At 74.8% G+C, this 21,107-nt stretch carries 21 protein-coding genes; 12 read left to right on the plus strand and 9 right to left on the minus strand.

All coding sequences use genetic code 11. The annotated features are described in order from the left end of the window. The first annotated feature begins 88 nt into the window (after positions 1–88). Entirely contained in the window at positions 89–775 is a 687-nt protein-coding gene (locus tag BMY04_RS03490; protein WP_091177674.1) for a nucleoside/nucleotide kinase family protein, read from the plus strand. A 37-nt stretch (positions 776–812) separates the two neighbouring features. Continuing rightward, complete coding sequence (locus tag BMY04_RS03495; protein ID WP_091177675.1) at positions 813–1,994, plus strand: ROK family transcriptional regulator; 1,182 nt, start codon at positions 813–815, stop codon at positions 1,992–1,994. A 177-nt stretch (positions 1,995–2,171) separates the two neighbouring features. Here the strand turns inward: BMY04_RS03495 and nagB are convergent, their stop codons facing one another. The 3 genes from nagB to BMY04_RS03510 are packed head-to-tail and all read right to left on the minus strand — an operon-like array spanning position 2,172 to position 4,329. Continuing rightward, positions 2,172–2,954: a glucosamine-6-phosphate deaminase gene (gene nagB, locus BMY04_RS03500; RefSeq protein WP_091177676.1), complete on the minus strand. Its 783-nt coding sequence runs from the start codon at positions 2,952–2,954 to the stop codon at positions 2,172–2,174. An 11-nt stretch (positions 2,955–2,965) separates the two neighbouring features. Then, on the minus strand, positions 2,966–3,472 hold the full coding sequence (locus BMY04_RS03505) for an anthrone oxygenase family protein (protein WP_198409907.1): 507 nt from the start codon (positions 3,470–3,472) through the stop codon (positions 2,966–2,968). Then, a complete protein-coding gene (locus BMY04_RS03510) occupies positions 3,466–4,329 on the minus strand; it encodes an SDR family oxidoreductase (protein WP_091177677.1) in 864 nt (287 codons plus the stop codon). Before BMY04_RS03510 ends, BMY04_RS03505 begins: the two co-directional genes overlap by 7 nt. A gap of 82 nt (positions 4,330–4,411) precedes the next feature. On the opposite strand from BMY04_RS03510, the gene BMY04_RS03515 reads away from it, so the two are divergent. Further along, the gene (locus BMY04_RS03515) at positions 4,412–5,368 is read left to right on the plus strand and encodes an AraC family transcriptional regulator (protein ID WP_091177678.1); all 957 of its coding nucleotides are present in this window, start codon (positions 4,412–4,414) and stop codon (positions 5,366–5,368) included. Between the two features lie 6 nt (positions 5,369–5,374). Here BMY04_RS03515 and nagZ read toward each other — a convergent pair whose 3' ends face one another. The 4 genes from nagZ to BMY04_RS03535 all read right to left on the minus strand — a co-directional run bounded on the left by nagZ (position 5,375) and on the right by BMY04_RS03535 (position 10,083). Further along, positions 5,375–6,799 (minus strand): beta-N-acetylhexosaminidase, encoded by a 1,425-nt coding sequence (gene nagZ / locus BMY04_RS23505; RefSeq protein ID WP_091177679.1) that lies wholly within the window; start codon positions 6,797–6,799, stop codon positions 5,375–5,377. 3 nt (positions 6,800–6,802) lie between these two features. Further along, positions 6,803–7,774 (minus strand): acyltransferase domain-containing protein, encoded by a 972-nt coding sequence (locus tag BMY04_RS03525; protein ID WP_091177680.1) that lies wholly within the window; start codon positions 7,772–7,774, stop codon positions 6,803–6,805. Continuing rightward, positions 7,771–8,916 carry an N-acetylglucosamine-6-phosphate deacetylase gene (locus tag BMY04_RS03530; RefSeq protein WP_091177681.1) on the minus strand — a complete coding sequence of 382 codons (1,146 nt, stop codon included), beginning with the start codon at positions 8,914–8,916 and terminating at the stop codon, positions 7,771–7,773. The genes BMY04_RS03525 and BMY04_RS03530 overlap by 4 nt, the downstream gene beginning before the upstream one ends. Before the next feature lie 75 nt (positions 8,917–8,991). Continuing rightward, positions 8,992–10,083, minus strand: a complete 1,092-nt coding sequence (locus tag BMY04_RS03535) for a spore photoproduct lyase family protein (RefSeq protein ID WP_091177930.1) — start codon at positions 10,081–10,083, stop codon at positions 8,992–8,994. 112 nt (positions 10,084–10,195) lie between these two features. On the opposite strand from BMY04_RS03535, the gene BMY04_RS03540 reads away from it, so the two are divergent. Further along, positions 10,196–10,756 carry a type 1 glutamine amidotransferase domain-containing protein gene (locus tag BMY04_RS03540; protein ID WP_091177682.1) on the plus strand — a complete coding sequence of 187 codons (561 nt, stop codon included), beginning with the start codon at positions 10,196–10,198 and terminating at the stop codon, positions 10,754–10,756. 75 nt (positions 10,757–10,831) lie between these two features. Here the strand turns inward: BMY04_RS03540 and BMY04_RS03545 are convergent, their stop codons facing one another. Continuing rightward, positions 10,832–11,503 carry a TetR/AcrR family transcriptional regulator gene (locus BMY04_RS03545; protein ID WP_091177683.1) on the minus strand — a complete coding sequence of 224 codons (672 nt, stop codon included), beginning with the start codon at positions 11,501–11,503 and terminating at the stop codon, positions 10,832–10,834. Between the two features lie 61 nt (positions 11,504–11,564). Here BMY04_RS03545 and BMY04_RS03550 point away from each other — a divergent pair, with 61 nt between their 5' ends. The 8 genes from BMY04_RS03550 to BMY04_RS03585 all read left to right on the plus strand — a co-directional run bounded on the left by BMY04_RS03550 (position 11,565) and on the right by BMY04_RS03585 (position 19,395). Continuing rightward, on the plus strand, positions 11,565–11,876 hold the full coding sequence (locus BMY04_RS03550) for a hypothetical protein (RefSeq protein ID WP_091177684.1): 312 nt from the start codon (positions 11,565–11,567) through the stop codon (positions 11,874–11,876). Between the two features lie 56 nt (positions 11,877–11,932). Beyond that, positions 11,933–12,811 (plus strand): helix-turn-helix domain-containing protein, encoded by an 879-nt coding sequence (locus BMY04_RS03555; protein ID WP_198409908.1) that lies wholly within the window; start codon positions 11,933–11,935, stop codon positions 12,809–12,811. A 4-nt stretch (positions 12,812–12,815) separates the two neighbouring features. Further along, positions 12,816–13,247: a VOC family protein gene (locus BMY04_RS03560; protein ID WP_091177685.1), complete on the plus strand. Its 432-nt coding sequence runs from the start codon at positions 12,816–12,818 to the stop codon at positions 13,245–13,247. A 202-nt stretch (positions 13,248–13,449) separates the two neighbouring features. Then, complete coding sequence (locus BMY04_RS03565; protein WP_232506074.1) at positions 13,450–15,030, plus strand: amino acid permease; 1,581 nt, start codon at positions 13,450–13,452, stop codon at positions 15,028–15,030. Then, positions 15,027–15,758 carry a FadR/GntR family transcriptional regulator gene (locus BMY04_RS03570; protein ID WP_091177686.1) on the plus strand — a complete coding sequence of 244 codons (732 nt, stop codon included), beginning with the start codon at positions 15,027–15,029 and terminating at the stop codon, positions 15,756–15,758. The genes BMY04_RS03565 and BMY04_RS03570 overlap by 4 nt, the downstream gene beginning before the upstream one ends. A gap of 37 nt (positions 15,759–15,795) precedes the next feature. Then, positions 15,796–17,196, plus strand: a complete 1,401-nt coding sequence (locus BMY04_RS03575; RefSeq protein ID WP_091177687.1) for a glutamine synthetase family protein — start codon at positions 15,796–15,798, stop codon at positions 17,194–17,196. 13 nt (positions 17,197–17,209) lie between these two features. Then, entirely contained in the window at positions 17,210–18,583 is a 1,374-nt protein-coding gene (locus BMY04_RS03580) for an aldehyde dehydrogenase family protein (protein WP_091177688.1), read from the plus strand. A 38-nt stretch (positions 18,584–18,621) separates the two neighbouring features. Further along, positions 18,622–19,395, plus strand: a complete 774-nt coding sequence (locus tag BMY04_RS03585) for a 3-oxoacyl-ACP reductase (RefSeq protein WP_091177689.1) — start codon at positions 18,622–18,624, stop codon at positions 19,393–19,395. Between the two features lie 119 nt (positions 19,396–19,514). Here BMY04_RS03585 and BMY04_RS03590 read toward each other — a convergent pair whose 3' ends face one another. Continuing rightward, positions 19,515–21,017, minus strand: coding sequence for an FAD-binding oxidoreductase (locus tag BMY04_RS03590; RefSeq protein WP_091177690.1), 1,503 nt, complete (start codon positions 21,015–21,017; stop codon positions 19,515–19,517). Positions 21,018–21,107 lie beyond the last annotated feature (90 nt).

The following is a 21,107-nucleotide window of genomic DNA, read 5'->3' on the forward strand; positions in this document are numbered from 1 at the left end:
ACCGAAGTTCCGGTGCTTACGTCTAGCACCTGGCATAACGATTGGGACGAGCCCCTGGCCTGACGACCGGGACGAGAGGATGGGTGGGATGTCTGCGACCCCCGCACCGGCAGCCACCCCGGTGACCCCCGTCAGCTGCACCGTCGAGGAGCTCGTCGAGCGGGCCCGCCGCCTCGTGGACGCCGGGCGACGCACGTTCCTCGGCATCACCGGCGCCCCCGGCGCGGGCAAGTCGACCCTGGCCGAGGCGGTCGTGGCTGCGCTCGGGCCGGACCAGGCGGTGCTCGTCGGGATGGACGGCTTCCACCTGCGCGACGACGAGCTCACCCGCCTCGACCGGCGCGAGCGCAAGGGCGCGATCGACACCTTCGACGCCGCCGGCTACGTGCACCTGCTCGAGCGGCTGCGCGCCCGTACGGACGCGGTGGTCTACGCGCCGGTCTTCGACCGCGGGCTGGAGGAGTCGATCGGGTCGGCGCAACCCGTCCGGGCCGAGGTCCCGCTCGTCGTCACCGAGGGCAACTACCTGCTCGCCGACGCGGGCGACTGGGCCCGGGTCCGGGGGCTCCTCGACGAGTGCTGGTTCCTCGAGCCGGGGGAGGACGTCCGGGTCGACCGGCTCGTCGCCCGGCACGAGCGCTTCGGGCGCAGCCCCGAGGAGGCGTACGCCCGCACGGTCGGCAGCGACGGCCGCAACGCCGAGCTCGTCGCCACCACCCGCAGCCGCGCCGACGCCGTGCTGCGGCTCACCACGACGCTGGCCCCGGCGTCCTGACGCCGGTGCGACCGACAGGACCGGCGACGGGAGCGGTGTGGCCGCGCTGAGCGTGGGCGTGAGCGCCGGCGAGGTGCTCGGGCTGATCGCCTCCGGCCAGGCCCAGACCCGCGGCGCGCTCGCCCGGCTGACGGGCATGTCCCGGCCCACGCTCGCCGAGCGGCTCGAGGTGCTCTTCCGGGCCGGGCTGATCCGCGAGGGCGAGCACGCCGCGTCGTCGGGCGGGCGCCCGTCGCGCGTGCTCGACCTGGACCGCGACCGCTACGTCGTCCTCGGCGCCGACGTCGGCGAGGACCACGTCCGGCTGCTGCTCACCGACCTGACCGGCGTGGTCGTCGCGGAGCGGCTGACCGAGATGCCCGTGTCCGCAGGGGCCGAGGCCGTGCTCGGCTGGGTCACCGCGACGGGGCGCGAGCTGCTCGCCGCGAGCGGGCGCACCGGGCGCGACCTGCTGGGCGTCGGCCTCTCCGTGCCGGCACCCGTGGACCGCGCGACGAACCGGCCCGCCTCGCCGTCGGTCATGGCCGGGTGGGAGGGGCGCTCCGTCGAGGGCCTGATCCGGGCCGAGCTCGACGTGCCCGTCGTGGTCGAGAACGACGTGAACGCCCGCGGCTACGCCGAGCACCTGCAGGCCTGGGGCCCCGACGACGACCTGCTCTACGTCAAGGCGGGCACGGGCATCGGCAGCGCGATCATCAGCGCGGGCCAGCTGTTCCGGGGCACGCACGGCGCCGCGGGCGACATCGGCCACATCCGGCTGCGCCCCGAGGACGGGCCGCTGTGCCGCTGCGGCAACCGGGGCTGCGTCGAGGCGCTGGCCGCCGGGTGGAGCATCGTGCGCGACCTGCGTCGCGACGGCCTCGAGGTCAGCACCACCCGCGAGGCGATGGACCTGGTCCGCGCCGGGAACCCGCAGGCGGTCGCCCTGCTGCAGGCCGCCGGCCGCACCCTCGGCCAGGCGATCGCGTACGCGGTCAACCTCCTCGACCCGGCCGTCGTCGTCGTGGGTGGGAGCCTCACGGGCACGGCGGGCCAGCACCTGCTGACCGGGGTCCGGGCCTCGGTCTACGCCCACTCGCTGCCGCTGGCCACCAACGAGCTCCGGATCGTCGAGGGCCGCCACGACGAGCGCGGCGGCGCGACCGGGGCCGCCCGGCTCGTCGCGGCCAAGACCCTGCGCCCCGACGCGGTCAACGACCGCCTCCGCGCCCTGGCGTAGTCCGATCCTCGGTCCTCGCTCCGCTCGGACGCGCCCGGCGCTCGGACCCGTCGCCTTCCTCCCTCGCTCGGAAGCCCGCAGGTCGTGCGGCGGACAGCCGGGTGCCACGGGGCTTCCTCGCTCGGTCGTCCAGGCGACGGCGCGCCGGACGGCGGTGCCCAGGGTCTGTGCGAAAGGCTAGAACTGCTGCCAGGACGGCTTGTGCGCGTACGTCCAGCGGTAGTAGTCGCCCAGGGTGAGCCGGGCGGCGGCGTCCTCGTCGACCATGATCGTCGCGCGCCGGTGGTGCTGCAGGATCGAGGCCGGGCACATGCTCGTCACCGGCCCCTCGACGGCGGCGGCGACGGCGGCGGCCTTGGCCGGTCCCTGCGCGACGAGCAGCAGCTCGCGCGCGTCCATGATCGTGCCGAGGCCCTGCGTCAGGCAGTGCGTGGGGACGTCGTCGGCGGAGTCGAAGAACCGTGCGTTGTCGCTCCGCGTGCGCTCGGTGAGCGTCTTGATGCGGGTGCGCGAGGCGAAGGAGGAGGTCGGCTCGTTGAACCCGACGTGACCGTTCGCGCCGATGCCGAGGATCTGCAGGTCCACCCCTCCGGCCGCACGGATCGCCTCCTCGTAGCGCTCCCCAGCCGCCTCGAGGTCGACCGCGCGCCCGTCCGGCACCTGCACCCCCGCAGGGTCGAGGTGCAGCGGGCCCGTGACCTCACGGGCGATCACGGCCGCGTACGACTCGGGGTGCTCGGCCGGGATGCCCACGTACTCGTCGAGGGCGAACGCGCTCACCCGGCTCACGTCGAGCGAACCGTCGCGGGTCTGCTCGGCCAGGGCCGCGTAGATGGCCAGCGGCGATGACCCCGTCGCCAGCCCGAGCACGGCGTCCGGCTTGTCGCGGACGACCCGGGCGATCTTGCGGGCGGCCAGCACGCCGACCTCGGCCGCCGAGGGCAGGATCACGATCTCCATCGCCTCGCACCCTAGGGCACCTGCCGACCGGCCCCGAGAGCGGCCAGCAGCGCGGCCGCACCGAGCGCCGCCGCGGCGGTCCGGACGTGGTTCCAGACGAGCCACGGGCCGGCGTACGCGCGCCAGGCCGCGGCGGCCCCCGCCGCGTGCGGGTCGACCAGGGCGAGCGCGTCGTTGTGCGGCACGTGGTAGCCCGAGGTGACGCCGAAGGCGAGGAGGTGCAGCAGGCAGCCGACGAGCACCAGCCAGCCGCGCGCCGACGGACCGGTCGCCAGCGAGACCACGGCGACGACGCCGAGGACGGCGCAGAGCAGGGCGGTGCCGAGCAGCGGGACGAGCAGCCCGGCGCGCGGGGCGAAGCGGTTGACCTGCTGCATGGCGGCCAGGGCCGAGGCCGGGTCGAGGGCCTGCAGCGCCCTCATGACGAAGGCGGAGAAGGCGAGGAAGATCCCGGCGACCAGTGCGGACCCGAGCGCGGCGAGCGCTGTGGCGACCGTCGCGGGGCCGCCGGTCAGCACGCCGCACCCGCCGGGACCACGTCCCAGGCGCCGGCCGCGGCCGCCTCGCGGACGACGTCGGCGAACGCGCGCGGCGGGCGCCGGAGGACCCGCGCGACGTCGTCGGTCAGGTGCTCGTTGCGCCCGTCGAGCACCTCGGCGAAGAGCCGCGCCAGGGGCTCGGCCTCCTCCCGCGGCACGCCGGCGGCGACCGCGCCGGCCGCGAAGCCGGCCACGTCGAGGGGCAGGTGGGCCAGCGGGCGGCCGGTCGCCGCGGCGATGGTCGCGGCCGCCTCGCCGAAGGTGACGAGTCCGGGCCCGGACAGCTCCAGGGTCTGCGTCGACGCCTCGACCGCGAGCAGCAGGGCGACGACGACGTCGGCCACGTCGTCGACGTCGACGAACGCCTCGGCCGCGTCGGGACGCCCGGCCGTGGGCAGCGCGACCACGCCGTCGAGGACGCCGTCGCGCAGGAAGTGCTCGCTGAAGTCCTGGGCGAACCAGCTCGAGCGCACGACCGCGAGGGGGACGCCGGCCTCGCGCAGCGCGGCCTCGCTGCGGGCGGCGGCCGGTTCGCCGCGCCCGGAGAGCAGCACCAGGCGCTGCAGCCCCGCTGCCCGGGCCGCGCGGCCGAGCCGGCGCAGGTGGCCCTCGGCCTCCGGCAGGGCGAGGTCGGGGGCGTAGGCGACGTACGCGGCCGACACCCCGTCGAGCAGCGCCGGCCAGCCGTCCGGCGCGTCCCACGCGAAGGGCGGGTCCCCGCGCCGCGAGGCGACGCGGACGCGCTGCCCGCGGGCGGCGAGGCGGCGGGCGACGCGGCGGCCGGTGCGGCCGGTGCCGCCGAGGAGGAGGACGGGCGGACGGGACGAGGTGGTCATGGCTCCATCCAGCCCGAGCCGAGCGAGACGATCCATGACCTGAACGCTCGCTTTCCTTCGTGAGCGTCTAGGGTGACGTCCCGTGGACCCGCTCAGCGACCTGCTTCGGGCGCCGCGCGCGGCGGACGCCTTCCTGCTGCGCGTCGTCATGGCGCCCCCGTGGTCGGTCCGGGTGCAGGACGGAGCCCCGCTCACGGTGATGGCCGTGACGAGCGGTTCCGCGGTGCTCCGGCCCGGGTCCGGGCCGGCCGTGGAGCTCGGCGCAGGGGACGTGGCTCTGGTGCGTGGCCCCGACCCGTACGTCGTCGCCGACCGTGACGGCACCGCTCCGCAGGCCGTCATCCACCCCGGCGGGCGGTGCGAGACGCCCGACGGCGTGAGCCTGGAGCTGGCGATGCGCCAGGGAGTGCGGTCGTGGGGCAACGCCGGCGACGGTCCCGACACCCTGCTCGTGGGGACGTACGAGCGGGCCGGGGAGGTGGGCGCGCGCCTGCTCGCACCGCTCCCGGGGGTCGTCGTGCTGAGGGCCGGCGAGGCCCGCTCGCCGCTGCTGGCCTCGCTCGTGGCCGTGCTGGCCGGCCAGGCCGGCGCCGACGACCTGGGGCAGGCGGGCCTGCTCGACCGGCTCCTGGACGCCGTCGTCGTCGCGGCCTGCCGCGAGTGGGCGACCGGCGCGCGCACGGTGCCGGCGTGGTGGCGCGGGGACGACCCGGTCGTCCGGCAGGCGCTGGCCCTGCTGCACGACGAGCCCGCCCGGCCCTGGACGGTGGCCTCGCTCGCGCACGCGGTCGGGCTCTCGCGGGCCGCTCTGGCCCGGCGGTTCGGGCAGGCCGTCGGCGAGCCGCCGATGGCCTACCTCACCGCGTGGCGGCTCGCGCTCGCCGCCGACCGGCTGCGCGACGGCCAGGACACGGTGGCCGCGGTCAGCCGGGCCGTCGGCTACACCAGCCCCTTCACCTTCAGCACCGCCTTCAAGCGGCGCTACGGGCGCGGTCCGCTGGCCTGGCGGCAGGAGGCTGGCCGGGCCCTCGCCGGCTGAGCGCCCTCAGGCCCCGAGCCACCCGCGCAGCGCCGTGCCGACGAGCCGGGACGCGCCGAACGTGGCGACGTCGGCGTACGCGCGGTCGGGCGAGGGCCAGCCGAGGTCGACGACCAGCACGTCGCGGTCCCGGCGCAGCCGGTCGACCACCGCGCGGGCCTCGGGGTGCCGGTGGACGTCGCGGCCGAGCACGAGCACCGGGTCGGCCCCGAGGGCGCCCTCGTCGAGCCGGTCCTGAGGGTGCGCCACGACCACGGGCCGCCCGGGCAGCTCGGGGCCCCAGGGCACGACCCCGACGGCGATGTTCGGGCGGTCCTCGAGCCGGACCACGCCAAAGCGCCCGGCCGCCCGCTCGCGCCAGGCGGCGGCGTACGGGCTCACGTCGAAGGCCGCGGCGACGCGTCCGGGCGGCAGGAGGCCGGCGAGGGCGTCGGCCGTCGATCCCTCGGGCACCACCGGCCGGGTCTCGGCGGCGGCCAGCGCCCGCACCCGGGCCGCGGCCTGCGCGACCCGGTCGCCGCCGAGCGCACCGTCGGCGACCGCCCGTCCCACCGCCGCGACGATCGCGTCGACCTGCTCGGCGGTGTTGTCGTTGCCCAGGCAGAGCAGGTCGCACCCGGACGCCAGCGCCCGGACCGCGCTCTCCCCCAGCCCGCCCGGGCTCGACGCCCCGGCCATGTCCAGCGCGTCGGTCACCACGACGCCGTCGAACCCGAGCTCCTCGCGCAGCAGGCCCGTCAGCACCCGTCGGCTGAAGGTCGCCGGGGCGTCCGGGTCGACCTGCGGCAGCAGGATGTGCGACGTCATCACCGCCCGGACGCCCGCCCCGACCGTCGCGACGAACGGCACCAGCTCACGCTCGCGGAGCTCGGCGGGCGAGCGGTCGACGACCGGCAGCGCGAGGTGGGAGTCCTGGCCCGTGTCCCCGTGGCCCGGAAAGTGCTTGGCGCAGCCGGCGACGCCCGTCGCCTGCAGGCCCTCGACCCAGGCGACCCCGTGGCGGGCCACGAGGTCGGCGTCGGCCCCCAGGCTGCGGATCCCGATCACCGGGTTGTCGGGGTTGCTGTTGACGTCGACGTCCGGCGCGAAGGTCATCGTGCACCCGGTGCGGCGCATCGCCCAGCCCACCTCGGCGGCCACCACCCGCGTGAGCGCGAGGTCGTCGAGCCGGCCGAGGACCGCGTTGCCCGGGAACGGCGAGCCGACGTCGGCGAACAGCCGCGTGACGTCCCCGCCCTCCTCGTCGAGCGCGACGACGGCGTCCGGGTTGGCCTCGCGGATCTCCGCGGTCAGCGCCGCCAGCTGGGCGTGGCCGGCGATGTTGCGGGCGAAGAGGCACACCCCGCCCAGGCCGTCGCGCAGCCGGTCGCGCAGCCAGCCCGGCAGCGTGGTCCCCGAGAACCCCGGCAGCAGGGTGGGCAGGACGTCCACGACTCAGACCTCCCCGTCGTTCCGGGTGCCGGCCGGTGCGGCCAGCCGGCCCTCGACGAGGTGCCAGTGCTCACCCGAGCGCCACACGGAGAGGATCGCCCGCTGCAGGGACGTCTCTGCGACGAGGCGGTCCACCTCGGGCCGGCCGCGGCGCGCGAAGGCGAAGAAGAACGCGTCCTCGTCGGCCTCGCGCCGCTCCCCGTAGGTGCGCCAGCGCCGCTGGAACCGCGCCAGGTTGGAGCCCGGCAGCAGCCGGGGCAGGCGCGGGTCGAGCATCCAGCTGACGCAGTGCAGGTCGAGCGGACCGAGCTCGGGGAAGTGCCGGGCGAAGAAGGGCTGCGCGGCGGCCAGCGCCGCGTCGACGTCGGCGTCGCGCAGGGCGGCACCGCGCGGGATGTGCGTCGAGCACACGAGCTCGCGCCCGCTCCCGTCGACGGTGGTGCCCTCCTCGACGGAGAACTGGAGCCGACCGAGCCGGTAGAGCGCCCCCGACCAGACCCACCCGGTCTCCCACGCGTACGAGTAGAGGCCGAACCGGCCGCTGACCAGGCGGTGCACCCAGACCTGCTGTCCCAGGTCGGCCACCGTCGCGGCCGACACGTCGGCCGGGACCCCGCGCGAGGCGTGGAAGGCGGCCAGCGCGGGCGCGGTCGCCAGCAGGGCGAGCACGGCGAGCACGCCGTCCTCCCCGACCTCGACGCCCTCCCAGACGTCGTCCCCGTCGCGCGCCGGCAGGTCGCCGATGCGGTCGAGCAGGCGTCGCGCCGCCTGCTCGACGACGGCGAGGTCGGCGGGCCGCTCGAGCACGCCGCGGGCCGCGGCGACCAGGTCGGGCAGGTCCGGCCCCCGGAACCCGAGCGCCTCGGCGTGCTCCTCGAGGTCCGGCCGGGACAGCTCGGCCCGGACATGGGCCGGACTGGAGGACGGTGCGGCGCCGAGGGTGGCGGTGGGCGCGGCGGAGGGGTCGGCGCTCATGCGGCGTCGAGCCAGCGACCGCGCCGCATCACGCGCCGCAGCGTCCCGTCGTCGTCGACCAGGCAGAGGTCCGCCGGACCGCCGGGCCGCAACGTCCCGGCGTCCAGGCCGTAGTGCCGGGCGGCGTTCGTCGACGCGACGCGCGAGGCCGCGGCGAGGTCGCCGGTCATCCCCGCGACGAGGGCGAACGCGCGGCCCGTGGTGAGCGTCGAGCCCGCGATGGCCCCCGGGGCGCCGTCGCGACCGACCAGCCGGGCCTGTCCGTCGACGACCTGCACCTGCAGGCCGCCGAGCGCGTACGGGCCGTCGGGCATCCCCGCCGCCACCATCGCGTCGGTGACGAGCACGACGCCGTCGGGTCCGGCTGCACCCAGGGCCATGCGGAGCACCTCGGCGTCGACGTGGAACCCGTCGGCGATCAGCTCCGCGGCCACCCGCGGGTCGGTGAGCAGCCGCGGCACCGGGCCGGGCCTGCGGTGGTGGATGGGCGACATCGCGTTGAAGACGTGGGTGCCGACGTCGGCCCCGGCCTCCAGCGCCCGGACGACCATGGCGTCGTCGGCCATGGTGTGGCCCACCGCCACGTGCACGCCGGCGGCGACGAAGCGGCGTACGGCGTCGAGCCCGCCGTTCAGCTCGGGGGCCAGCGTGACCAGGCGGAGCGCACCACGCCCGGCCTCGACGAGCCGGTCGACGGCCTGCGGGTCGGGGGCGCGGAGCAGGGAGGGTTCGTGGGCGCCGGGCTGGTCGGCGGACAGGAACGGCCCCTCGAGGTGCACGCCCGCGAGGTGGCCGTCGGCGACGAGGTCGGCGAGGGTGTCGAGCTGGGCGCACAGGTCGTCGACCGAGGCGGTGACGAGGCTGGCGAAGCTCGTCGTCGTGCCGTGCGCCGCGTGGAAGTCGCGCGCGGCGAGGGCTTCGTCGGCGTCGGTCGTGGCGTAGTCGTGCCCGCCGCCGCCGTGGACGTGGGTGTCGACGAAGCCGGGGACCACCCAGCCGCCCAGACGTTCCGCGCGCTCGTCCCAGGCGTTCGCGGCGACCGTGGCCACCCGCTCGCCGCGGACCTCGACGACCGCGTCGTCCAGCACTCCGCCCGCCGTCACGACGTGCGCGGCCCGGAAGCGGTGGACGTCGTCGGTCACGGCCTCAGGCTAACGAGCGGAGCCCGCGGCCCTTCGCCAGGCTCAGGGGACGGGGCCGGGTTCCGCGACCGGGGCTCAGAAGGCGTACCGGACCGTGCACCAGGGCGCGCGCTCCTCGATGAGCGCGAGGAGCTGCTCGACGTAGCCCTGCTTGGCGCGCCAGGCGTAGCGGACGTTGAGCTGGCCGTTCTGGGAACGCTTGGTCTCCTGCAGGCGCGGCTGCCAGAGCAGGTCCTCGGCCTTGGCGTGCCAGCCGAGGTTGACCTCGTGGAGCTGCTCGTTGTGGGTCAGGAAGATGACCTCGCAGGCGAGCTGGGCCCTGGTGCGCTCCGACGTCGCGTCGCCGAGGGCGTCGAGCAGGTCGGCCCAGCGCGCGAGCCAGCCGTTCTCGACGACGACGGGCGAGAAGTTCACGTGCACCTCGTAGCCGGCCTCGACGAACGCGTCGATCGCCGCCAGCCGCTCCGGGACGGGGCTGGTCCGGATGTCGAGGAGCTTGGCGGTGTCCTCGGGCATGAGCGAGAAGCGGACGCGCGTACGGCCCTGCGGGTCCAGGTCGAGCAGGTCCCGGTTGACGTACTTGGTGGCGAACGACGCCTTGGCGTTCGGCAGGGAGCGGAACGTCGCCACCAGGTCGGCGACGTTGTCGCTGATCATCGCGTCGACGCTGCAGTCGCTGTTCTCGCCGAGGTCGTAGACCCAGTCGGTCGGGTCGCACTGGTTGGGCTCGGGCTTGACGCCCTGCTTGGCGGCGTGTCGCACGAGGTGCGCGGTGATCTGGTCGATGTTCGTGAACACGGTGACCGGGTTGCTGTAGCCCTTGTGCCGCGGGACGTAGCAGTAGGCGCAGGCCATGGCGCAGCCGTTGCTCGTCGAGGGCGCGATGAAGTCCGCGGAGCGCCCGTTCGGCCGGGTGCGGACCGTCTTGAGCTCGCCCAGGACCAGCGCCTCGCGCTTGATCCGCACCCAGCGGCGCACGTTCTCCTCGTCCCCGTGCAGCTCGGGGATGCGCCAGTGGCTCGCGACCTCGACGACCTCGGCGTCGGGCCACCGGGCCGCGACCTGCTGACCGCGCGGCGACGCGAGCGCAGCCGGCTCGGCGTAGATACGAGTGATGTCCAGCAGCGGTGGCGTGGGGCGGACCGGTGCGGCGGTGGGGGTCGTCATCGTCACCCATGCTTCCGCGGCACCCGCCCGGAGCGACGCACCGCAGGGGCGTGACGGCCCCGCACTACGTTGGGTCGCGCACGACAAGACACTCCCACGAGAGGCGACCGACATGGCCGACGAGCTGAACGGGCGCACCGTCGCCTTCCTGATGGCGAACGCCGGCGTCGAGCAGGTGGAGCTGACCGGGCCGCGCGAGGCCCTCGAGAAGGCCGGCGCGACCGTCGTCCTGCTGGCGCCGGAGAAGGACACGATCCAGGCGTTCAACGACGACGTCGAGAAGGGCGACACCTTCGACGCCGACCTCGCGGTCAGCGACGCCGACCCGGGCGACTACGACCTGCTCGTGCTGCCCGGCGGCACGACGAACCCCGACACCCTGCGCCAGGACGACGACGCGGTGTCGTTCGTCAAGCGCTTCGCGCGAAGCGGCAAGCCGGTCGGGGCGATCTGCCACGGCCCGTGGACCCTCATCGAGGCCGACGTCGTGCGCGGCGTCACCCTGAGCAGCTGGCCCTCGCTCAAGACCGACATCCGCAACGCCGGCGGCACCTGGCAGGACCAGGAGGTCACCCGCTCGGACGCCGGCGGCTTCGTCCTCATCACCAGCCGCAACCCCGACGACATCCCCGCCTTCGGCGCGGCGCTGGTCGAGGAGCTCTCCGCCTCGTAGCGCGCACCTCTGACCGCTCGTCGCACCGGGCGCCGGCAGCCCCGGTGCGACAGCGGGAGGCACCTCGACGAGTGGTCAGGATCCCGCTGACGCCGCGGGCACGTCCTTCAGCAGCAGGCGCTGCCAGCTGTCCAGGAGCCACCACCGGAACCGTTCGGTGCTCCACCCGCGGTCGCGCACGAGCATCGCGTAGTGCTCGGCGCCGTTGGTCGTCCAGACGACGTCGGCCACCTCGTCGAGCGTCAGGTCCTCGCGCAGCTCGCCCGTGGAGGCGAGGTCGGCCGCCAGCCGGCGCATGTTCCGCGCACGGCGCTCGGTGATCTCCCGCCAGACCTGGGCGAGGTCGGGGTGCGCGCTCGCCGCGTCGCGCAGCACCAGGAAGAGCGGCGCCACGCGCCCCTGGAGCTCACTGACCGCGTCCGCGTAGATCGCGAGCTTCCCGGTGGCGCTCGGCTCAGCCCGCATCCGCACGGCGTACTCCCGCGCGCCGCCCTCGACGGGCCGGTCGGTGCCCGACAGCGCCAGCTCCACCAGCTCGCGGAACAGCGCCGGCTTGGGTCCGACGGAGGCGTACACCGTGTCGACCGACACCCCCGCCTGCCGCGCGACCACGGCCACGGTCGTGGCGGCGTACCCGTCGGCGAGGAAACGCTCCGACGCCGCCGCCAGGATCCGGCGGCGCGTCTCCACCGCCGCCGCCTGCCGCCCCGAGGCGTCGTAGCGACGGGCCTTGACGTCGTCGCTCATCACGGAGCACCCTAGCACTATTCGTCCGATGTTCCTTCGGACCAATTGTTCAGGAGGACCCGTGGCGCTCTACGCCTGGAGGCAGGACGTCCCGATCGGCACCGACGCGTACGCCGACATCACCGCCCGCATGGAGGGCGCGACCATGCCCGGCCTGGTCGTCCACCTCGCCCTCGAGGCCGAGGACGGGCACCTGCAGTACCTCGACGTCTGGGAGTCCGAGGAGGCGTGCGACGCCGCGACCGAGGCGGTCGTCCACCCCGCCGTCGGCCCGGTGCTGCGCGCGCGGAACATCCGGGTGGCGGCCGAGCCGCCGCGGGTCCCGGTCCGCCTGGTCGAGGTGCGGTTCGCGGACCGGTCGCTCCCGGGCTGAGGGTCGAGCCGGCGCAGGGGCTGGCAGCCGGGCCCGCCGCGCGGCAGGATCGGGTCGTGCCCGACGTGGCGGACGAGCCGGCCCCCGCGCCCGCGTACGTCCACGCCGACCTGCTGCCGGGCGTCGTCGCGAGCACCGTCGGCTACGCCAGCGTCGAGAGCGAGGAACGGCTCCACCGCGGCGTCCCCTCGCCCTGGCTGACGGTGATCCTGAGCCTGGACGGGCCGATCGCGTGGTCGGAGGACCTCGACGGGATCGGCACCGGGGCGGAACGTCGCGAGTCGGTCCTGGTGAGCGCCCTCCACACGCGGGCGACGGCTGTCCGCCTGCCCCGCCGGCAGGCCGGCCTGCAGCTGGCCGTGCACCCCCTGGAGGCCCGCCGGCTGCTCGGCGCGAGCCCGGCCGAGCTGGCGTCCCGCGGGGTGACCGGCCCGGACGTGCTGGGCGCCCCGGCCGAGGCCCTGCGTCAGCGCCTGGTCGAGACAGCCTCCTGGCCGGAGCGGTTCGCGCTCCTGCAGACCTTCCTGCGCGGACGCCTCGAGAGCGCCCCGCGCTCGACCCTCGTACGCCCCGAGCTGGCGGAGGCCTGGCGCTGGCTGCTGCGCAGCGACGGGCGGCGGCGTCTGGACGGGCTCGCGACGCACGTCGCCCTGAGCCCTCGGCACCTGACGACCCTCTTCGCGCGCGAGGTCGGCCTGCCCCCCAAGCGGGTGGCCCGGCTCGTCCGCTTCGACGCGACGGCCCGGAGCCTGACGCGCGCGACCGCTGCGGGCCGGCGTACGGACCTCGCCGCGCTCGCCGCCGCGCGCGGCTACGCCGACCAGTCGCACCTCGACCGCGAGTTCCGTGACCACCTCGGCACCAGCCCCACCGCCTGGTTGGCCGAGGAGCACCGGAACATCCAAGCCGGCGGCCACCGCAACGGCGAGGGTTGAGTCCATGACCGACCCCGCACCGCAGACCCCGTCCCGTCCGCCGAGCGTCTGGCCCGCGTTCCGCGCGTCCGACGCACCGGCCCTGATCGACTTCCTCGTCGACGTCGTCGGCTTCCGCCGCACCGCGGTCTACCCCGACGGCGACGCCGCGGCGGGCAGGGTTGCGCACGCCCAGCTCGACTGGCCCGAGGGCGGGGCGATCATGCTCGGCAGCGACCGCGACGACGACGGCCCGAGGCCCGGGACCGCAGGCCTCTACGTCGTCACGGACCACGTCGACGCGGTGCACGCCCGCGTCAGCGCGGCGCCCGGCGTCCGGATCACGAGGGAGCCGGACGACCCCGGCTACGGCGGGCGCGAGTTCTCCATGACCGACCCCGAGGGCAACCACTGGTCGTTCGGGTCCTACCGCGGTGAGCCGGCGCCCCGCGCCTGACGCCCGCCGCTGAATCGGGGTCCCCAGATCGTCCTCGCGGCTCGGGGCCCCGCTCAGCGCGTCGGCGGACCACGATCTGGCGACCCGCTGTCAGCAAGCGTGTGTAACGGCGTGTAAAGGCCTGAGGTCAGACCATTGACGCCGACGCTCGACCTCCGACAGGATCGCGCTCGCCCTGACCGACGCGAGACGGAGCCGCCCCATGACGAGCACGCCCAGCACGCCGAGCGAGAAGCAGGCCGACGCCCACCTCGACGAGGCGATGGACGACGACGCCAGAGCGCTGGCGGAGCTGGGCTACACCCAGGAGCTCCACCGGGGGATGTCCGGCTTCTCGAACTTCGCCGTCTCGTTCTCGATCATCTCCATCCTGGCCGGCTGCATCACCTCGTACGGGATCGCGCTGCGCTCGGGCGGCCCGTCGACGCTGGTCCTGGGCTGGCTGATCGTCGGCGTGCTGGTGCTGGCGGTCGCGGCGGCGATGGCCGAGGTCTGCTCGCGCTACCCGACGGCCGGCGGCCTCTACTTCTGGGCCGGGCGGCTGGCCAAGAAGAACCGTCGCGAGTGGGCCTGGTTCACGGGCTGGTTCAACTTCCTCGGCGAGGTCGCGGTCACCGCGGCCATCGACTTCGGCTGCGCCACCACCTGGATGGCCTTCATGAACCTCGTGTGGGGCGTCGAGGCGACTCCGGGCCGGACCTTCCTGCTCTTCGTCGGCATCATCGGAGTCCACGCCCTGCTCAACGTCTTCGGCGTCAACCTGGTGAGCCTGCTCTCCAGCGTCTCCGCCTGGTGGCACCTCGTCGGCGTCGCCATCATCGTCGCAGCGCTGTGGATCCTGCCCGAGAAGCACCAGTCGGTGTCCTGGACGCTGACCGGCTTCCACAACGAGACCGGCTGGACCTTCACCCCGTACGTCTTCCTGCTCGGCCTGCTGATGGCCCAGTACACCTACACCGGCTACGACGCCTCGGCCCACGTCGCGGAGGAGACCAAGAACGCCTCCCGCGCCGCTCCGCGCGGCATCGTCACCAGCGTGCTGGTCTCGGTGATCGGCGGCTTCGTCCTGCTCTACTCGATCACCGCCGCGATCACCGACCGCAGCGAGGAGGGCCTGGCCAAGCTGTCGGAGTCGGCCACCGGGCTGCCGCCCGCGCAGATCTTCCTCGACTCCCTGAACAGCCCCGGCGTGGCCAAGTTCCTGCTGTTCATCGTCTGCGTCGCGCAGTTCTTCTGCGGCATGGCCTCCGTCACCGCGAACTCGCGCATGTCGTACGCCTTCTCCCGCGACAACGCGCTGCCGGGCTCGCGGCTCTGGGCCAAGGTCAACCCGCGCACCGGCACCCCGACGAACTCGATCTGGCTCTGCGTGACCCTCTCGGTGATCCTGGCGCTGCCGGCCCTCAAGAGCCTGACCGCCTACTTCGCCGTCACCTCGATCGCCGTCATCGGCCTCTACATCGCCTACGTCATCCCGGTCCTGCTGCGCCGGCTCAACCGCGACTTCACCCCCGGCCCGTGGAACCTCGGCCGCTGGAGCGGCCTGATCGGCTGGGTCGCGGTGGTCTGGGTGGTGATCATCTGCATCCTGTTCGTCCTCCCGCCGGTCGCCCCCGTCGACGTCAGCACGTTCAACTACGCGCCGGTGGCGGTGGTCGTGGTGCTCGCGTTCGCCTTCGTCAGCTGGCACGTCAGCGGCAAGAAGAACTTCATGAACGGCCCGCCGGTCTCCGAGGCCGAGCCGCCCGCCACCACCGCACGGCCGACCTCTGGCACTGCGTGAACGACCTCGTCGACGGGGTGGCCCCCGACGTCCTGGCCCCGACCGCGAGCAGCGGGCGGCACACGTTCGAGGGCTGCGTCGAACGGCTGGCCACGGCGATCCGGCTCGGCGTCTACCCGTACGGGACCATGCTGCCGCCGGAGCGCGAGCTCGCGGTCCTGCTCGGGGTCTCCCGCGCCACGGTGCGCGAGGCGATCAGCGCGCTCCGTTCCGCGGGCATGGTCAGGACCACGCGCGGGCGCGGCGGCGGCAGCGTCGTCGACCTGGAGCCGACCACGCCGGGCAGGGCCGCGGCGGCCCCCGAGGCGCGGCGCCCCGAGCTGCTCGACGCGCTGGTCTTCCGGCGCGTGGTCGAGCCCGGCGCCTGCTTCGTGGCCGCGTCGACCCCGCTGACCACGGCCGGCCTCGAGGGGCTGCACGCGGCCCACGCGGAGGTCCGCGAGGCCGTCGACCCGGCCGAGCACCGCCAGGCCGACGCCCGGCTGCACCTGGCCCTCGCCGGGCTGACCGGCTCCGCGTCGCTGGTCGCGGCCGTGACGCAGGTCCAGGCCGCGGTGCACGAGATGCTGCTCGCGATCCCCGTGCTGGCGGTCAACATCGAGCACTCCGACGCCCAGCACGCCGAGGTCGTGGCGGCGGTCGTGGCGGGCGAGCCCGAGCGGGCCCGGCGGGCGATGGAGGAGCACTGCGACGACACCGCGGCCCTGCTGCGAGGGTTGCTGCGGTGAACGCACCGGTGAGGCGAGAGCGAGAGGAACGAGCCGCATGAGCACCACGACCAGGCAGGCGCCGAACGAGCGCTACCTCGGCGTCGACGCCCTGCGCGCGGAGGTGGCGCGCGGCGAGATCGACACGGTGGTCGTCGCCTTCACCGACATGCAGGGCCGGCTCCAGGGCAAGCGCATGCACGCGGCGTACTTCCTCGAGCACGTCCTCGAGCAGGGCACGGAGGGCTGCAACTACCTGCTCGCCGTCGACGTCGAGATGAACACCGTCGACGGCTACGCCCTCACGTCCTGGGCGTCGGGCTACGGCGACCTGGAGTTCGCGCTCGACCTCGCGACGCTGCGCCGGCTGCCGTACGAGCCCGGCGCGGCGATGGTCCAGTGCGACATGGTGCAGCTCGACCACTCCCCCGTGGCGCCCTCGCCGCGCACCATGCTCACCACCCAGCTCGACCGCCTCGCCGAGCGCGGCCTCGTCGCCCTGGCCGGCACCGAGCTGGAGTTCATCGCGTTCCAGACCTCGTACGAGGACGCGTGGCGCTCCGGCTACCGCGACCTGGTGCCGGTCAACCAGTACAACGTCGACTACTCGATCCTCGGTGGCGGCCGGGCCGAGCCGCTGCTGCGCGAGATCCGCAACGCGATGTACGCCGCGGGCATGGACGTCGAGTCCGCCAAGGGCGAGTGCAACCTCGGCCAGCACGAGATCGGCTTCCTCTACGCCGACGCGCTCACGACCGCCGACAACCACGCCGTCTACAAGACCGCCGCCAAGCAGATCGCCGCCAACCGCGGCCAGTCGCTGACCTTCATGGCCAAGTTCGACGAGCGCGAGGGGTCCTCCTGCCACGTCCACCTGTCGCTGCGCGGCGCCGACGGGTCGACGACCTTCTGGGACTCCTCGGGCTCCGGACAGGGCGGGCGGACGAAGGAGTACGACTCCTTCATCGCCGGCCTGCTGGCGACGATGGCCGACTTCACGCTGCTCTACGCGCCGAACGTCAACTCCTACAAGCGGTTCGCGGCCGGGTCCTTCGCACCGACGACCATCGCCTGGGGCGAGGACAACCGGACCTGCGCCGTCCGGCTCGTGGGTCACGGCAAGAGCGCCCGCCTCGAGAACCGCGTGCCCGGCGGGGACGTGAACCCCTACCTGGCGATCGCCGCGATGATCGCGGGCGGGCTGCACGGCATCGACGAGGGGCTCGAGCTGCCGCCGGCGCTGGTCGGGAACGCGTACGACCCGTCCGACACAGCCCTGCCGAAGATCCCCACGACGCTGCGCGACGCGCGTGACCGCTGGAACGCGTCGGCCGTGGCCCGCGCCTGCTTCGGCGACGAGGTCGTCGACCACTACACGAACATGGCCGACGTCGAGCTCAAGGCCTTCGACGCCGCCGTGACCGACTGGGAGCTGCGCCGCAGCTTCGAACGCATGTGAGGACGTCAGAACCGTGAGCACCACCACCCGAGACCGCTGGGACGTCGTCGACCCGGCGACCGAGCAGGTCATCACCACCGTCGACCTGGCGAGCCTCGACGAGACCGACGCCGCGATCGAGCGGGCGCACACGGCGTACGAGGCGTGGCGCGACGTCGCGCCCGGGGACCGCGCGCGGCTGCTGCGCGCGTTCGCCCGGGTCGTCGAGGCCCACGTCGACGAGCTCGCCGAGCTCGAGATCAGCAACGCGGGCCACACCGTGGGCAACGCGCGCTGGGAGGCCGACCAGGTCGCCCGGGTCCTCGAGTACTACGCGGGCACGCCGGAGCGGCAGTTCGGCCGGCAGATCCCGGTGCCGGGTGGGGTGGACGTGACGTTCCACGAGCCGGTCGGCGTCGTCGGGATCATCGTCCCCTGGAACTTCCCCATGCTCATCGCCTCCTGGGGTTTCGCCCCGGCGCTCGCCGCCGGCTGCACGGTCGTGCTCAAGCCGGCCGAGCTGACGCCGCTCTCGGCCCTGCGGCTGGCCGAGCTGGCCCGCGAGGCCGGCCTGCCGGAGGGCGTGTTCACGGTGCTGCCCGGGCGCGGCCCGGTCGTCGGCGAGCGGTTCGTCACGCACCCGCTCGTGCGCAAGGTGACGTTCACCGGGTCGACGAAGGTCGGCAAGCAGGTGCTCGCCGGCTGCGCCGAGCAGGTCAAGCGCTGCACGCTCGAGCTCGGCGGCAAGTCCGCGAACATCGTGTTCGCCGACGCCGACGTGGCCGCCGCCGCGGCCGCCGCGCCCGGCGGCGTGTTCGACAACGCCGGGCAGGACTGCTGCGCGCGGTCGCGGATCCTCGTGCAGAACTCCGTCCGCGAGGAGTTCCTCGAGCGCTTCGCCGCTGCGGTCGACGCGTTCGTGGTCGCCGACCCGCGCTCCGACGACACGCAGATGGGCCCGCTGATCTCCGCCGGCCAGCGTGACCGCGTGCGGGGCTACCTCGACGGCGCGGACGTCGCGTTCACCGGGTCCGCCCCCGACGGCCCCGGCTTCTGGGTGCCGCCGACCGTCGTGCTCGCCCGCTCGACGCAGGAGGCCGTCTGGCGCGAGGAGGTCTTCGGACCGGTCGTCGCCGTGCTCGGCTTCGACGACGAGGCCGAGGCCGTCGCCCTGGCGAACGACAGCGACTACGGCCTGTCCGGCTCGATCTTCACCCGCGACGTCGGCCGCGCGCTGCGCGTCGCCCGCGGCGTCCAGGCCGGCAACCTCAGCGTCAACTCGCACTCCTCGGTGCGCTACTGGACGCCCTTCGGCGGCTACAAGCAGTCCGGCCTGGGCCGCGAGCTCGGGCCCGACGCCGCCGACGCCTTCACCGAGACCAAGAACGTCTTCATCAGCCAGTCCTGACCCGCACGACCGACACGAGAGCAGGGAACGAAGCAGTGGTGGAACGAGAGGGCCGCGTCGAGGGCCGTACGGCGGTCGTGACCGGCGGGTGCTCGGGGATCGGGCTGGCGTCCGCGCGCCGGCTGGCCGACGAGGGCGCGCACGTGGTGGTCGGCGACCTGGACGAGCGGCGCGGGCCCGAGGTCGCCGACGAGCTCGGGGGGCTCTTCGTGCGCTGCGACGTGACCAGCCCCGACGACGTCGACGCCCTGTTCGGGGCGGCCAAGGAGACGTACGGGTCGGTCGACATCGCCTTCAACAACGCGGGCATCTCCCCGCCCGACGACGACTCGATCCTCGTCACGGGGCTCGACGCCTGGCGCCGCGTGCAGGAGGTCAACCTGACGTCGGTCTACCTGTGCTGCAAGGCCGCGCTCGGCCACATGGTCGAGCAGGGCCGCGGGTCGATCATCAACACCGCGTCGTTCGTCGCGGTGATGGGCGCGGCGACGTCCCAGATCTCCTACTCCGCCTCCAAGGGCGGCGTGCTGTCGATGAGCCGCGAGCTGGGCGTGGAGTTCGCGCGGCAGGGCATCCGCGTCAACGCGCTGTGCCCGGGTCCGGTGAACACCCCGCTGCTGCAGGAGCTGTTCGCCTCCGACCCGGAGCGCGCCGCGCGCCGGCTGGTCCACGTGCCGATGGGCCGCTTCGCCGAGCCCGAGGAGATCGCGAACGCGGTGCTCTGGCTCGCCTCGGACGAGTCGAGCTTCGTCACCGCCAGCACGTTCCTCGTCGACGGCGGCATCAGCGGGGCGTACGTCACGCCTCTGTGAGCCCTGGTCCGACGCGGGTTCCCTGAGGAACGACCGCTCGATCGGCCGGGCCACCTCGCGCTGGGCGTGAGAGCGAGCGGTCGGCCGATCGAGAGGTCGGATCTCAGGGACGCGAGCGGTCAGCACTCGGTCGAGCCGCCCTCGCCGAGGCGCGGCACGACGTGGTTGGCCAGGAACAGCCCGTCCGGGTCGACCACCGAGCGCACCGCGCGGAGCCGCTCCCAGGTGGCGTCGGTGAAGGCCCCGGAGGCGTCGCCCTCGGTCTCGACGAAGTTCAGGTACGCCGAACCGCTCGCCCACGGCGCGAGCGCCCCGGTCAGGGCCAGCGCCTCCGCCTGGGTGGCCATGCCCATCGCCGCGTCGAGGGCCAGGCCACCGGCGAAGGCCAGGAACTGCCCGTCGAAGCGGTCGACCGCGCCGCCGCCGGGGTGGTGGCGGCCCAGCGCGCCGCCGAGCTGGCGCAGCTCGACCATCATCAGCGCGGACCCGGGCTGCGTCGCCGCACGGGTCACGACCTCGACCGCCTCGGCGGGCAGGGACGCGAGCATGAGCGAGTCGGACGCGACGGGCATCCCGTCCTCGGGGTCCATGTGCAGCCGGGTGAGGGCGGCCGCGGGCACCCGGCCGAAGGTGTCGACCTCGGGCTGCAGGTCGCGCAGCGGCGCCAGGACCTCGGCGGCGCGCGCGTCGTCGGCGAGGACGGCCCCGTCGACGATCACGACCGAGCGCCCCGACAGGAACGGCGGCAGCTCCGGCAGCGGCGGGAGGTGCAGGACGCGGAACGACGTCGTCACCTCGTCGGGCGCGTCGACGGCCCAGGCCGACCAGCGCGTCAGGACCTCCCGCGTCCGGCCGGCGTCGAAGATCATCATGCCGGCGTACGCGGTCGGGATCGCGAACAGCTCGAGCTCGAGCGCGGTCACGACGCCGAAGTTGCCGCCGCCGCCGCGGACGGCCCAGAAGAGCTCGGCGTGGTGCTCGGCGTCGGCGGTGACGATCCGGCCGTCGGCGAGGACGACCTCGACCGCGGTCAGGTGGCTCGTGGCCAGGCCGAGCTGGCGGGCGTACCAGCCGATGCCGCCGCCGAGGGAGTAGCCGGCGACGCCGACGTTCGGCGAGGAGCCGTGCAGGCAGGCCAGACCGTGCGGCGCAGCGGCCTCGACCACGGCCTGCCACTCGACCCCGCCCCCGACGCGGGCGCGGCGGCGCCCGGGGTCGACGACGACCTCCTGCAGCGCGGTGGTGCGGACGAGCACGACGTCGGCCAGCCCGGAGGCCGCCAGCGGGCCGGCGTTGTGGCCGGTGCTCTGCGGCGCGACCCGCAGGCCGGCGGCCGCGGCCGCGCTGACAACCAGCCCGACCTCGTCGGCGTCGCGGGGGACGGCGACGGCCGCGGGGCGCTGGTCGGTCAGGTTCCAGGGGGTGCGCGCCGTGTCGTAGCCGGCGTCGCCGGGCAGGTGCACCCAGGTGCCGACGCCGTCGGCGCAGAGCCGGCGGAAGGCGTCGACCCGCAGGGCGAGGTCGTCGGCGGCGCCGCGGGCGGGCTTCGCCGGCAGGGTCGGGAAGAGGGTCGGGAGGGCCTTGGCGGCGGGGGTGGCGGCGGGGGCGGTGAGGGTGGTCATCGTGTCTCCTGAGGTCGTCCCGGGTGGTTCCGGGCGGGCCGCTCTCGGCCCGGTGACGGAACAGTCCCGCGAGGCGCTTGGGGTCGGCTT

Origin of the sequence: Microlunatus flavus, assembly GCF_900110855.1 — a bacterium.
Lineage (GTDB): Bacteria > Actinomycetota > Actinomycetes > Propionibacteriales > Propionibacteriaceae > Microlunatus > Microlunatus flavus.